Genomic DNA, 13,525 nt, shown 5'->3' with positions numbered 1-13,525 from the left:
CATGGCTTCTTGGGCCAGGCGACGGGTCTGTGGGCTGGAGAGGATCGACTCGGCGACCCCGTCGAGCTCGGAGAGGTCCATCTCGCCGACGCGGGCGCGCATCTTTCCTTCGGCTAGGCGAGTTCCTGAATCGAATGCTTCGCTCAGCAACGCCATTTGATCCTCCCATGGGTCAGTCGCACTAGTGTACGACTCGCACTCCGTCTTATGGATCACTGAGATGAGGGACTCTTGGGGCCATCTCAGGGCCGTGGGGTCATCAAATGCCACCCAGCGATAACCAATGACGCCCATGGATAAGCACAGTTCAGCGGCACCCTAGTGGCCGTGGCCTTGAGGACGGCGGACGAGTCGGCCTGTACGCCGGATTCTGGGTAGCACATGCGGTCTGACCAGGCGTTTCATTGCCCATCCTGCCCGTGGGGCCATGGCCGGGCCATCAGCAGGCCCATCATGTGATCGAGCGCGGTCCGGGCGCGGCCCTGGCTGGACTGCATCAGGTGGGTGTAGACGCGCAGGGTGAACGCCGGGTCGGAGTGACCCAGCCATTCGGAGATGGCGCGGATGTTCTCGCCGGCGTCGAGCAGCGTCGAGGCGAACAGGTGGCGGAGTGCGTGCATGCCGTTGGCGCGGGTCTGCTCGAGTCCGGCGGCGGCCAGCGCCGGATGCCAGCACAGCCTGTTGAAGGTCGTGCGGTTGAGCGCCCCGCGCCGGCTGGTCGTGAAGACCAGCTTGACCGTGGTCGGCTCGCCGCGGAACGGATCCTCCCAGGGCAGCGTGACCGGTACCGGTTCGAACTCCGCCATGTGCGCCTGGATCTCGCGGCCCACCGAGGCCGGGAGCAAGGTCTGGCGTTCCTTGTCGTTCTTGGGAAGCCCGAACACGAGCCGGGAGCGCACCCGCTTGACCTGGCGGCGGATGGTGAGCCACCCGCTGTCGAAGTCGTCGGGCGCCACCCCGAAGATCTCACCCTGCCGAGCACCGCAGCCGCCGCCGAGAAGGTCACGCAGTCCGACCAGCGGCAGATCGGGACTTGTTGCCGAATTCTCCTGTACTTAGATCAAGGCGCCGCCCACCCCGCGGCGCGCGGCCCGGCCGGCGGCCGGGCGCGCCACCCCAGAGGGGCCCCACCCCGCCCGGCCGCCGGCCAGCCGCCGCAGCGGATGAGGGCCAGGGCGAAGCTCGGATGCCTCCGGCGGGATCTACGACAGCGATGGGCGAAGGGCAGGTGCGCCGGCGCCAGGTTGGTCGAGTGGTTGCGGGTGAGGTCCATCGCCGCCGTGAGCCAGGGCGGAGCCGAGCACAGAGGCCCCCGCTGGTCAAGATCGTTCCTCCGGTTGGGGGCTGCATCTTGACCAGCGGGGGCCTCTGTACACCACGGTGTGCTGACTCACGGCGGCGATGGACCTGGGGGTTGGGTGCGGTGAGAGACGGAGCGGATGTGGGTAGCGCTCGATATGACGTTCAGGCTGAACGGGATCAGCCTATGGTCACGAGCATGGCCAGCCCTGCTTTCGACGCTTTCACCGCAGCAGCCGCAGACTTTAGCGATCGTCGGAAGAGAAGGACCTTCCGCGACAAGGAGCACAACGATCTGCGCAGGCTCATAGGACTCCTGCAGGCTGTTGTGACCGAGCAGGAGGCCCGGCTGACCGCGCTTGAATCGCCCCCGCAAGTACAGCAGCAAAGTACAGCAGCCGACGACACCGAGCCCGACTCCATCGCACCGCAATAGGCCCCCTGGCCTCGTGCGCGGCTTGATCCAACCGAGCCGCCACGAGTTCGCATCGAGGGGATCGCGACCGAGGCTTCGGGTCATGCCGCCCACCGACGACCTAGGCCCGTTCCACGGTGTGTGGGTCGGCGAAAGATTAAGTTGGCGCCACGCGGTCATGCCGTTCACAAGCCCTCAGGTCACCATCACGCGTCCTGTTGTGCTTGAACGGTAGGGGGATCGTTATTCGGTAAGACGATTTTAACGGATTCGCGCAATTTCCGGTCGTCTCTACTGTCCCTCCAGGTCGCCAAGCGGGTGATGGGATCCGCAATATCCCGACTTTCTAAGATTGCGGCACTTTCGGCGACGACGGGGGAGTTGGAAACTATTAATAGGGGAACGCTCGGATATGTCGCGCGTATCCGTTTAATGTTTTTGACTAGCTCAGACTTTCTATTCATTGCGCTCGCGCCGCGCAACCACTTAATAAGAACAAACGCCACAAAAGGTGGGCGCGAAATCATGGCGTCGATTCCGAAATCGGCGTCGTGGCGCCCTAAGATGGCTCCTTCCTTCTTGGCAATCTCTTTGAGAGCGGTCATGACCTCGTACTCATAAACCAGGGCGGGATTCAATGGGCTTTGCGGCGCATCAAAGCCCTTGCTGGATAGGTCATTACGGAGATCTCGCACCAGTGCGGCGATTCCGGGCTCATTGAGCTTGAACCCAACATCGGCCGCCTCAGTGGGTTCCTCTGGCGTCTGCTCAGGGTCGTTGCCCCTCTTTCCCGTGCTGTCCCAAGGGTTCGCGTCCGGCTTCTCGCTAGTCGAAGATCCGGAACCGTCGTTGTGAGTGCCGGATCCTTCTCCCTGTTGCGAGTCGTCCGTCTTAAGGGATGGACCTTCGAACATGCCTAGAATGGAGCTGATCGCCTGCCCCTGTAGGCGATCCTTCTCTTTGGCGGTAACGCTTTTGTTGAGGGCGCTGAGCATAGATAGGGTGATGGTCTGCGGCAGGGGAGTGCGCTTTTCCTTCTCCACGACAGTCCGGTCATATACCCAAGTCAGGGTATCCCACCATCGTTCGTCTTCGTCCCGTCTTTTTGTATGCTTTAGAGTGCGATGAGCGATCGTTGCTGCGATGACGGCTGCCGCTACAGCCATCACACCGCCGAAGCCGGCTGAGGTAAAGAAGCGTTCCCAGAATTCTGGTCCGAAGTATCCCGATGGGTCCGCCTCGCCGGAGGGAACCGAGGGTGTAGGTGTTTGCGGGACTACCAGGCGATGGAGTGCTGACTCTGATACTGCCGACACCGCAGCGAGAAAGTGACACCCGTACATCGTCGGACCGTACAAGAGGGACGTGTAAGCAGTACAGCAGTACAGTACTGCAACACACTGAACCGAAAACTCGGTGCAAGATCTCAAGGAGCCACGGAGCAGCGTATACAACCGCATCCGACCGCATCGCAGCTAATCCCTCGGTCGCGGGCTAAGTCGCGGCCGACCAATCGTCACCGAGACCCATGACTAGGTCGTGACTCAAGTTCATGGGGCCATGGGGCCATCCTGGGGCCATCAGATGCCGACCAGCGTTGGCCAGCGTTGACCATCAGCGCCTATATATATGCAGAGGTCAGCGCCGCCCCCACGATCGCGACCTTGAGGGCGGCGGACGAGTCGGCCTGTACGCCGGATTCTGTGGCCGGGACCTTGGCCCCGGTGGCGGCCATCCATCTAGGCCTGCCGTTGCCGGCAGGCTCGAGCAGCCTACCCGCAGGCTCGGGCGAGCAGCCCTCGAACGCCTGCGCCGGTCGCCGCCTTGCGGCAGCGGCCTTGCTTGGCCTTGCTCCGGGTGGGGTTTACCGAGCCACCCCGGTCACCCGGGGTGCTGGTGAGCTCTTACCTCACCGTTTCACCCTTACCGGCGCCGTGCCTGAGCACGGGCCGGCGGTCTGTTTTCTGTGGCACTTTCCCGCGGGTCGCCCCGGGTTGCCGTTAACAACCACCCTGCTCTGCGGAGTCCGGACGTTCCTCGGCGGCGCCCTGAGGCACCGACGCGACCGCCCAGCCGACTCGTCCGTCGCCCCGCAATGTTACGTGTTGGGGAGCTGCCGCCGGCCGCGCGGGGTTGGTCAGGACGCCCGGTGGGCGCCTACCTCCTCGGTGTACATGACGCGGGTCTGGTTCAGCATCTGGTCGAGCTCGGCCTGTTCGGAGCGGGCCCGGGCCCTCTCCGCCGCCTTCGTGGCGCGGGCTCGGGCCGCTTCCTCGGCCGCGCGCGCGGACTTGGCGGCGGCCTGCTGGTTGGCTCGGCGGGTTGCGGCGGCCTTCGCGGCACGGGCCTTCGCGACCTCGGGGTCGAGGCGGCGGTTGGGGCGCATGTCGGCGGTGGCCTCGACCTCGCGGGCCTCGATCGCGGCGAAGTCGGGGCGGATTTTGGCGGCCACCCATTCGACGCCGGCCACCAGGCCCACCACGAGGGCGAAGATGACGCGCAGGCCGAGCGGGCCGGGGGCGGCGAAGTTCACGGCCGCCGAGATGACGACCACCACGGCGAGGATCTTCATGGCTGCCCGTTTGGCGTCGAGGGCCATGCCGGGTGTCTGGCTGACGGTCAGCATGGAGAGCATCGCCAGGTCGAAGACGGCGGGGACGATCCAGGCGAACATGCCGGCGCCCAGCGAGACCAGGAAGTGGGCCTGGTGCAGGTAGCTGGCCGCCAGCGCGCCGATCAGGATCAGGTTGTTGGCCCGCTTGATGGTGCGGATGGCCCTGAGCATGCCGGGGACGGCGCCCTTCGCATACTCCTCGGCGAACTGCTGCGTCAGGGTCATCATCGGTAACGGGACCACCTTGGGGAGACAAAGGCGACTCTTGGGACAGACGCTACCGGAAGAGACGCGAGCGAAGCTCCGATTCGCGAAGGCCGGCTCCCGAGATGGGAGCCGGCCGCGACGATCAGGTCGAGGAGACCGTGTCGATCGTCGTCTCGTCCCGGTGCTTCTCGATCCGCGGGTCGCCCTCGTCGGCGAAGTAGTCGTCGGGCGCCGTGTGATCCGTACCCTGAGGGGTCTTCAATGCTCGCAGGATCAATGTCACGAGAACCGCGACCACGGCGTTGACGATCACCGCGACGAACCCGACGTAGATCGTCTTCGTCGAGTCGAAGCCGAACTCGGACAGCGGGAACGCCGAGCCGCCGAAGTGTGCCCGGCCGGTCGCCGCGTTCGGGATCTGCCAGAGCATCCAGAAGCCGAGCGCCATGCCGGCCGCCCAGCCCGCCACGAGCGCGCCCCGGTGCAGCCACCGGGTGTAGAGCCCGAGGACCACGGCGGGCGCGGTCTGCAGGATGATCACGCCGCCGATGAGCTGCAGGTCGATGGAGAACTGCGGGTCGAGGAAGACGATGCAGGCCACCGCGCCGATCTTCACGACCAGCGAGGTGATCTTGGCGACCGAGGCCTCCTGGGCGTGCGTGGCGTCCTTGCGCAGGTACTCCTTGTAAATGTTGCGGGTGAAGAGGTTCGCCGCGGCGATCGACATGATCGCGGCGGGCACCAGGGCGCCGATGCCGATCGCGGCGAAGGCGACGCCGGTGAACCAGGACGGGAACTGCTGGTCGAAGAGGAGCGGCACCACGGTATTGCTGTCCACCGAGCCCGGGTTGGCGCCGGGCAGCGGCTTGATCCCCGCCGCGATGGCCATGTAGCCGAGCAGGGCGATCAGGCCGAGCAGGAAGCTGTACGCCGGCAGCGCCGACATGTTCCGCTTGATCACGTCGCGGTTCTTGCTGGCCAGCACCCCGGTGATGCTGTGCGGGTAGAGGAACAGCGCGAGGGCCGAGCCGAGCGCCAGGGTGAAGTACTGCACCTGGTTGTTGGCGTTCAGCAGGATCCCGTCGTTCGGTGACGGCGAGGCCTGGAACTTGGCGTCCGCGGCGTCGAAGATCGCACCCCAGCCGCCCAGCTTGTACGGCAGCCACAGCACCGCCACCAGGATGACGATGTAGATGAGGGTGTCCTTCACGAACGCGATCAGCGCGGGCGCCCGCAGGCCGGACTGGTAGGTGTAGGCCGCCAGGATCGCGAACGCGATGATGATCGGCAGGTGCCGGGCGAGCGCGCTGTCCCCGGTGACGCCCATCGTCTTGAGGACCGCCTCGATCCCGACGAGCTGCAAGGCGATGTACGGCATCGTCGCCACGATCCCGGTGATCGCGACGACCAGCGCGAGCGTCGGCGAGTCGAACCGGCTGCGGACGAAGTCGGCGGGCGTGACGAAGCCGTGCCGGTGCGACACCGACCAGAGCCGGATCAGGATCAGGAAGAACAGCGGGTAGATGATGATCGTGTAGGGCACCGCGAAGAATCCGGCGGCGCCGGCGCCGAAGATCAGCGCGGGTACGGCGACGAACGTGTACGCCGTGTAGAGGTCCCCGCCGACGAGGAACCAGGTGATCCACCCGCCGAAGCTGCGCCCACCCAGGCCCCACTCGTCGAGGTGGGCCATGTCCTTCGGCGCCCGCCACCGCGACGCCACGAACCCCATCCCGCTGACCAGCAGGAACAGGAAAGTGAAGATGATGATCTCGGTGAGGTGGTCTCTCATTGCCCGCCCCGCTTCTTGGTCATCCGGTAGACCAGCGTGGTCGTGCCGACGCCGAGCAGGATGAAGGCGAACTGGAGCCAGTAGAACATCGGGAATCCGGCGAGCCGGGGCTCGTCGTGGTTGTAGAGGAACGTCAGCAGCGGCACCACGATGGGGATGAGCAGCAGCCAGTTCCAGCGGCTTCTATCGGTGCGAGGACGGTCCATGCGCTTCTCCCGTCGACAGTGATTCCAGTCACGTTAACGAGACATCCGTCGATCGGGCGATCCCCCATGCGCCGAAAGAGGGCCGGGATGCGCCGAACGGCGCACCCCGGCCCGGGAGATCACAGTGCGGCGGTGATGGCCTTCGTGAGCGAGGCCTTCGCGTCGTCACCGTCGAGCGACCACATCATCGCGCCGCCGAGCCCCTTGGCCCGGATGTAGAGCGACTTCTGCAGCAGCACGGCCGGGTCGTCGTACGTCCAGAAGGTCGTCCCGTCGAAGAGCCAGGCGTGCCCGTTCCGCAGGTCGCGGTGCACGGTGTAGCCCTGCTTCGGCAGGTTCTTGAGGGTCTTGTAATCCTCGGTGCCCCCGCCGAACACGCTCGGCGCGGGCCCGGTGGCCGGCTGGAACAGGCCGTCCCCGCCGCCGCTCACCCCGGTCCAGCCCTGGCCGTAGTAGGGCACGCCGAGCACGAGCTTCTTCTTCGGCGCCCCGCGGGTGAGCCAGGCGTTGATCGTGTTCTCGACCGAGAAGTCCGGGTTGTCCGGGGCGCCCGCGGGCACCCGCAGCGCGGACTGCTGGTTCGTCGTCGCCTCCCACGTGCCGTGGAAGTCGTAGCCCTGCACCGTGCCGAAGTCGAGGTACTTGAAGATCTTCGAGACCTCGAACCCGGCGTCGATCTTCGCGGGCGAGGCTGGAATGAAGGCTGTCAAATCGTACTTTTTCCGATTTGCGCGACCAAGCTTGTCCAACTGTGACCGGAATTCGGCGACAAGCAACGTAAAGTTACGCTTGTCTTCTTCTCTAATGACATTTCCGGCATTCCCCGAGGATCCCGGCCACTCCCAGTCCAGGTCGATGCCGTCGAAGATGCCGGCCGCGGCACCGGGCGCGAGTCCCGGCAGGTTGCCCTTGATCCAGAGGTCGATGCAGGAGCTGACGAGCTTCTTGCGCGACGCGTCGGTGAGCACCGCGTCGGAGAAGTACGCCGACCCGGTCCACCCGCCCAGCGAGATCAGCGGCCGCAGGCCCGGGTTCTTCTTCTTGAGCTCGGCGAGCTGGTTCAGGTTGCCGGCGATCGGCTGGCCGGCCACGTCGGCGACGCCGTCCACGCTGTTCTCCGCGGAGAACGAGGTCTGCCAGTCCGCCCACGGGTCGGCCGAGGCGCAGACGCCGTCCGCGGTGACCGGGCCGAACGCGTAGTTGATATGGGTCAGCCGCGCCGCCGCGCCGGAGGTCTGGACGTCGGCGAGCTGGAAGTCCCGGCCGTAGATCCCCCACTGCGTGAAGTAGGCGACCTTCTTGGCCGATGAGGTGTGAGCCTGTGCGGGGGACGGTGCCGCGGCCACGACGGACGCGGCGGCGGCCGCCACGGCGACGAGGCGACGGGATAAACCGCGCATGTGCCCTCCAGGGCGAAACGTTGAAGAAAGTTTCCTAATCGAGGAAGCTAAACGTCCGCCCTGGAAGGGTCAATACGCAGTCATCGAAGATGGGCTGTTTCGTTGACCGTCCGCACCGCGATGTTGCCGTCCGGCCAGACGTCCATGGTGGACACGCCCGCCGCGTCGAGGAAGAGCCGGTGCAGGAACGCGTCGCCTGCGGCGAGCGCGTCCCGCAGGATCAGCTTGATGGGTGAGACGTGGGAGACGATCACGACCGCCTTTCCCGGGTACGAGTGGAGCACCGTGGCCATGGCCGCCCGCACCCGCTTGGCCACCGCCTGGAAGGACTCTCCCCCCGGCGGCGCCACGCTCGTCGACGCGAGCCACGCCGACATCTCGCCGGGCCACCGCTCCTGCACCTCGGCGAACGTCTTGCCCTCCCAGTCGCCGAAGTCGCACTCGATCAGGTCGTCCATCACGGTGACCGGCACCCCGCCGGCCTCCGCCGCGATCAGCTCGGCGGTCCGCACGCAGCGGGTCAGCGGCGAGCTCAGCACGGCGTCGACGTCCCGGAAGATCCCGGCGACCCGGCCGGCCGCGGCCATCGCCTGCGCCTCGCCCTCGTCGGTGAGCGGCACGTCGCCGCGGCCCGAGTAGCGCCCCTGCGCCGTGAACGGGGTGGCGCCGTGCCGGACAAGCGCGATCCGGGTGGCGTTCTCCAGGGCCGGCGGCGCCCAGGACTTGGGGGCCTCGGCCGCCGGCGTGACGACCTCGCGCTCGATGCGATCGCGGGGCGCCTTACCGGCCGCCTCGTCCATCGCCCGGTTCGCGAGCGCGTCCGCCTCCTTGTTCCGCTCCCGCGGGATCCAGTCGAACGTCACCCGCTCGAACTTCCCGACCAGGGTGGCCGCCTCGGCCGCGAGCGGCCGCAGACCCGCGTTCTTGATCTGCCAGCGGCCGGACATCTGCTCGATGACCAGCTTCGAGTCCATCCGTACGTCGACCCGCGTGGCGTTCAGCTCGGCGGCGGCGCGCAGGCCGGCGATCAGGCCGGAATACTCCGCCACGTTGTTCGTGGTGATGCCGGCCGAGTCGTACCGCTCCAGCAGAACCTGGCCGGTGGCCGCCTCCTTGACCACGGCGCCGAACCCGGCCGGGCCCGGGTTGCCCCGGGACCCGCCGTCCGCCTCGACGACGACGTGCAGCGTCACAGGCCGGACTCCGCGGTCCGAACCATGATCCGGCGGCACTCCTCGCAGCGGACCACCTCGTCGGCCGGGGCGGACTTGACCCGGTTCAGGTCGGCGCCGTAGAGCTCGATCCGGCAGCCGCCGCACCGGCCGGCCCGGAACAGCGCCGCACCCAGGCCGGACTCTGTACGGATCTTGTCGTAGAGGGTGACCAGGTCGGCCGGGAGGTCGGCGGCGAGCGGCACCCGCGCCGCCGTCTTGAACTCCTGCTCCTTGGTGATCTCGTCGTAGGCCTCGTCGCGCTTGCGCTCGGCCTCGGACCGCCGGGTGACGGCCGCCGAGATCCGGCCCTGCACCTCGGTGAGCGCGGCCTCGGCGGTCTCCCGCTGCTCCATCAGCTCGAGTTCGGCGTCCTCCAGCTCGGACTGCCGGCGGTTCAGCGAGGCCAGCTCGTGCTGCAGGCCCTCCACCTCGCGGAGCGAGCCGCCCGCGTCCAGGCGCTTCTGGTCCTTGTCCTTGCGGAGCCGGACCTGCTCGATGTCCTTCTCCAGCCGGCTGATGTCCCGGTCCAGGTCGTCGACGACGACCTGGGCACGGACCCGCTCGTCCTCCAGCGCGGAGATCTCCCGCGCCACGGCGTCGATCTCGGCGAGCTCGGGCAGGGACTTGCGGCGGTGCGCGAGCTGGGCCAGGGCGGTGTCGACCCCCTGCAGGTCGAGCAGGCGGCGCTGGGCTTCCGGGGCGGCCTTCACGAGTGGTTCTCCTTCTCCTCGAAAGCGGAATGGACGGTCCAGGGGTCGGTGTCGAGGTCGGACACCATCACTTCGATGCCGTGATCGGCGCGCAGCCAGGATGCGACGTCGTCGAGCCAGGGGCGTTCGCTCGCCCAGTGTGCGACGTCGAGCAGCGCCGGGCCACCGGCCGCGAGGTGCTCGCTGACCGGATGGTGGCGCAGATCGGCACAGAGGTACGCGTCGGCGCCCGAGCGGGCCGCGACGGACAGGAAGGAGTCGCCGGCGCCACCGCAGACGGCGACCGTGCCGATCACCTGATCCGGGTCGCCGGCGGCGCGCACCCCGGCCGCGGTGGCCGGCAGCCGCGCGGCGGCGAGGCGGGTGAGCTCGGCGAGGGTCAGCGGCGCCGGAAGCTCGCCGACGCGGCCCAGGCCCCGCCCCTCGCCCGCGGCCGCCCCCTCGGCGGGGACGAGCGGGCGCAGGGCGGTCAGGCCGAGGCGCGCGGCGAGCGCGTCGGAGACGCCGGGATTCGCCACGTCGGCGTTGGTGTGCGCGGTGTAGAGCGCCACGTCGGCCTTGATCATCCGGTGGATGATCCGGCCCTTGTAGGTGTCCGGGGCGATCGACGACACCGGCTTGAGCAGCAGCGGGTGGTGGGCCACGACCAGGTCGGCGCCCACCGCGATCGCCTCGTCGACCGTCTCGGGCACGCAGTCGACGACGCACAGGACACGATCGACGGCGTGGTCGAGATCGCCCAGCACGAGCCCCACGCGGTCCCAGGATTCAGCCCAGTCTCGTGGGTAACGCCTGTCGAGCGCTTCAACCAAGGTGCGGACCGTCACGACCGCCAACTCTATATGGCTAGGAAACCGCTCCCGGCTCGACTCTGGTGCTGCCGGCCGAGACCGGGCTGACCGCCTGCAGGGCACGCCGCCAGGGGAACTGGCCGCGGAACCGATCGGTCTGCCCGGGGCCGCCCAGCCGGCAGACGTCCTCGCCGTAGAGCACGTGGACGCCCCAGTCCCGCAGCTTCGCGAGACTCTCGTGCATGGCCGGGTGCAGGGCCATGACCTTGTTCGTGTACGGGACCACGACGGTCGGCACGCCGTAGCCGTACCCCTCGACGAGGAGGCCCAGCACCAGGGTGTCGGTGATCCCGGCGGCCCACTTGTTGACGGTGTTGACCGTGGCCGGCGCGACGATCATCGCGTCCGGCTGCGGCAGCACGTCGGGGTCGCCGGGACTCTTGTAGTCGGAGCGGACCGGGTGCCCGGTCTGCGCCTGCAGGGCCGCCACGTCGACGAACTTGCGGCCGTCCGGGGTCGTCACCACGCAGACCTCCCAGCCCTCGTTCTGAGCGAGGGCCACGAGGATCCCGACGTCCCGGGCCATCGGTGAACCGCACACGAGCACGTACAGCACACCGGGTGAGGGGTTACCGGTCATCACGGCCTATTGCACCTCATACGCCGACTCCCATCTGTTCTGCAAGCTCCGCTATCGGAGCCGGTGGCGTGCCACGGGTACGCCGGAGCACGTCGGAAAGGACCTCGTGGGCGAGCGGCCGGCAGCGGATCTCGGACGGGGCGAGCCGGTCGCCCTCGAGCAGCATCTCGCCGGCTCTCTCCACATCGCCGATCTGCGTGTAGCCGCGAGCGATGTCCAGGTAGTGGTGGGCACGCCGCTCCGGGAGCATGGCGTTGAAACCTTCCTTGTCCATCCGCTCGTGCGTGTCGACCGCCAGCCGGCCGTCCCCGAGCTCGACCGCCGTCGCGCAGCGGTGCAGCTGCACGTTGGTCGGCCCGAAGCTGGTCCAGTAGTGGTTGAAGTCGCCACCCAGCTCGAGCGCCGCCTGGTCGGCGCCGCTCAGCAGGTCGCGCACGGTCGCGGCGTCGCCGATCCGGGACGCCGACATCGCGCCGTTGAGCAGCAGCATCCCGTAGACCGAGAGCTGCTCCGCGCGCGGCCGCTCCGGCCCGGGGGCCAGGCGGTTCGCGATGTTGACGTTCACCTCGAGCGACGGCCGCACCCGGCCGAGCGCGAGCAGGGCACTTCCCACCCGGTAGCTGGCCAGCCCGGCGAGCAGCTGGTCGCCGGCCCGCTGGGAGACCGCGATCGAGCGGTCCGCGGCGAGCCAGGAGAGCTCGTGCTCCCCCACCTTGCGCAACGCGGAGCTGGCGATCTGGTACACCTGCCCGAGCAGGTGGGCCGCCGCCGGCGCCTCGTCGCTGTTGGCGTGCGCGCTGTCCGCGGCCTGCGCGTCACGCAGCAGCTTGGGCAGTGCCCGGGCCAGCACGCCGTACTTCGCGTGCTGGTACGTCAGCCACGCGTGGCTGACCGCTTTGCGCATCTCCGCGATCGGCGGTGAATGTGGCACCGCCTGGAAGAACGCACTCATCTGGTCATATCGCTCCAGAGCAGCACGAATCTCCTCGACCTCCACCTGGTCGATGCAGTTCTGCGTCTCCGGTTTGCGCTCCACCTCCTTGCCCAGCAGCAGCTGGACATCGACCTGGAGCACATCGGCGATGTCATATACGACCGAGAACTTATCGAGACGGCGGACTCCCCGCTCCACCTTGTCGACCCAGCTCTTGGATTTGCCCAGCCGGTCCGCGAAGACCTGCTGGGACATCTTGCGTCGGCCCCGCCAATAGGCGACGCGGCGGCCGATCGGCAGCTCGTCCACGGTGCCTCCCCCACTCAACCGGCGGCCCATCCGCCGGTGAGCCATCCGGTGTCACTCGCAGTGTGGACCGCTCACGTGTGCACAGATCGCACAGCGTGTGTGATCGCCTGCTCACCGATGCTCGTAGTTTTCGGTGCAACTTGCAAAGGGTGGATCTGACCGTCCCAACGACGTTCATCGTCGTCGGATACGGCCGTACCACCCGCGACAGCGGCCAGATCTGCGGATCCGGGGGTTATCGAGCCATGCAGTGGACCAGCCGTCAGCCGTTCGTCCCACCGGCAATCATCGATCGTCTCGACCGCGTGCGGCTTCGCCGGGCCGCGCTGCGCTATGCGGCGCACGGCTGGGCCGTGACACCCGGCGCGTACCTCGCCGGGAATCGATTCCACTGCGGCCGCCCCGGATGCCCGATCACCGGATGCCATCCGGCGCTCGACTCCTGGGCCGTGTCGGCCGGCGCCGACCCCGTACGGATCGCCGGCTGGTGGCGCCGCCAGGCGCACACCGTGCTGTTGCCCACCGGGGTGGGCTTCGACGTGCTGGAGGTGCCGGCGCTGCTGGGCCGCGAGGTGCCCGGCCAGGGACCCGTCGCGGTCACCGGCGCCGGCCGATGGATGTTCTTCGTGAGCCCCGGCCGCCCGCTGCGACCCGAGTTGGAGCACCGGCTCGACGTGATCCGGCACGGCCGTGGCTCGTGGATCCCCGCGCCGCCGAACCGCCTGCTCGACGGACCGGTCCGCTGGACCGTCCCGCCCGAACAGGCCGGATGGCGACTGCCGGACGCCGAACGTGTGCAGGCTCAGCTCGTCGAGGCCGCCGGCCCCGTTCGCCCGCGCCCGCTCGTGCCGCGGCAACTGTCCACATCGCGCCGCGCGGCCTGACCGTCGTCGCCGGAAGCGGACGGTTGGCCGGGCACGGGCATGTGGACACATGTCATTCGACAAGGTAGTACGCCACGGCCTGTGGCGCGAGTCACTCGTTAGGGTGATGC

13 protein-coding genes and 1 other RNA gene are annotated in these 13,525 nt (G+C 68.0%); 2 read left to right on the top strand and 12 right to left on the bottom strand.

Translation table 11 applies throughout. The features are described 5' to 3' along the window. Window positions 1-401: 401 nt before the first annotated feature. Complete coding sequence (locus AB0G10_RS19480) at window positions 402-956, bottom strand: tyrosine-type recombinase/integrase (RefSeq protein ID WP_360923162.1); 555 nt, start codon at window positions 954-956, stop codon at window positions 402-404. A gap of 542 nt (window positions 957-1,498) precedes the next feature. Here AB0G10_RS19480 and AB0G10_RS19475 point away from each other — a divergent pair. Then, on the top strand, window positions 1,499-1,735 hold the full coding sequence (locus tag AB0G10_RS19475; RefSeq protein WP_360923159.1) for a hypothetical protein: 237 nt from the start codon (window positions 1,499-1,501) through the stop codon (window positions 1,733-1,735). 185 nt (window positions 1,736-1,920) lie between these two features. Here AB0G10_RS19475 and AB0G10_RS19470 read toward each other — a convergent pair whose 3' ends face one another. The 11 genes from AB0G10_RS19470 to AB0G10_RS19420 form a co-directional block, all read right to left on the bottom strand. Continuing rightward, a complete protein-coding gene (locus AB0G10_RS19470; protein WP_360923156.1) occupies window positions 1,921-2,757 on the bottom strand; it encodes a hypothetical protein in 837 nt (278 codons plus the stop codon). 631 nt (window positions 2,758-3,388) lie between these two features. Then, window positions 3,389-3,795, bottom strand: an RNA gene (gene rnpB / locus AB0G10_RS19465) — RNase P RNA component class A. 56 nt (window positions 3,796-3,851) lie between these two features. Continuing rightward, window positions 3,852-4,556 (bottom strand): hypothetical protein, encoded by a 705-nt coding sequence (locus AB0G10_RS19460; RefSeq protein WP_360923153.1) that lies wholly within the window; start codon window positions 4,554-4,556, stop codon window positions 3,852-3,854. 121 nt (window positions 4,557-4,677) lie between these two features. After that, entirely contained in the window at window positions 4,678-6,327 is a 1,650-nt protein-coding gene (mctP, locus tag AB0G10_RS19455) for a monocarboxylate uptake permease MctP (protein ID WP_360923150.1), read from the bottom strand. Then, the gene (locus tag AB0G10_RS19450; protein ID WP_360923147.1) at window positions 6,324-6,533 is read right to left on the bottom strand and encodes a DUF3311 domain-containing protein; all 210 of its coding nucleotides are present in this window, start codon (window positions 6,531-6,533) and stop codon (window positions 6,324-6,326) included. Before AB0G10_RS19450 ends, mctP begins: the two co-directional genes overlap by 4 nt. Before the next feature lie 119 nt (window positions 6,534-6,652). After that, window positions 6,653-7,933 (bottom strand): glycoside hydrolase family 18 protein, encoded by a 1,281-nt coding sequence (locus tag AB0G10_RS19445; RefSeq protein WP_360923144.1) that lies wholly within the window; start codon window positions 7,931-7,933, stop codon window positions 6,653-6,655. Window positions 7,934-8,013: 80 nt separating this feature from the next. Next, on the bottom strand, window positions 8,014-9,126 hold the full coding sequence (locus tag AB0G10_RS19440; RefSeq protein ID WP_360923139.1) for a bifunctional RNase H/acid phosphatase: 1,113 nt from the start codon (window positions 9,124-9,126) through the stop codon (window positions 8,014-8,016). Continuing rightward, window positions 9,123-9,857, bottom strand: a complete 735-nt coding sequence (locus AB0G10_RS19435) for a C4-type zinc ribbon domain-containing protein (RefSeq protein ID WP_360923136.1) — start codon at window positions 9,855-9,857, stop codon at window positions 9,123-9,125. The genes AB0G10_RS19440 and AB0G10_RS19435 overlap by 4 nt, the downstream gene beginning before the upstream one ends. Continuing rightward, complete coding sequence (locus AB0G10_RS19430; RefSeq protein WP_360924932.1) at window positions 9,854-10,669, bottom strand: Nif3-like dinuclear metal center hexameric protein; 816 nt, start codon at window positions 10,667-10,669, stop codon at window positions 9,854-9,856. Before AB0G10_RS19430 ends, AB0G10_RS19435 begins: the two co-directional genes overlap by 4 nt. 34 nt (window positions 10,670-10,703) lie before the next feature. Further along, a complete protein-coding gene (locus tag AB0G10_RS19425; RefSeq protein WP_360924929.1) occupies window positions 10,704-11,288 on the bottom strand; it encodes a flavoprotein in 585 nt (194 codons plus the stop codon). Window positions 11,289-11,304: 16 nt separating this feature from the next. After that, the gene (locus AB0G10_RS19420; protein ID WP_360923133.1) at window positions 11,305-12,531 is read right to left on the bottom strand and encodes a helix-turn-helix domain-containing protein; all 1,227 of its coding nucleotides are present in this window, start codon (window positions 12,529-12,531) and stop codon (window positions 11,305-11,307) included. 245 nt (window positions 12,532-12,776) lie between these two features. Between AB0G10_RS19420 and AB0G10_RS19415 the strand changes: the two genes are divergently transcribed. After that, on the top strand, window positions 12,777-13,415 hold the full coding sequence (locus AB0G10_RS19415) for a bifunctional DNA primase/polymerase (protein WP_360924926.1): 639 nt from the start codon (window positions 12,777-12,779) through the stop codon (window positions 13,413-13,415). The last annotated feature ends 110 nt before the right edge of the window (window positions 13,416-13,525 follow it).

Source organism: Actinoplanes sp. NPDC023714 (assembly GCF_040639855.1).
Classification (GTDB): Bacteria; Actinomycetota; Actinomycetes; order Mycobacteriales; family Micromonosporaceae; genus Actinoplanes.
Note: the sequence above shows the minus strand (reverse complement) of the source record. Positions and strands in the feature narration are given on the sequence as shown.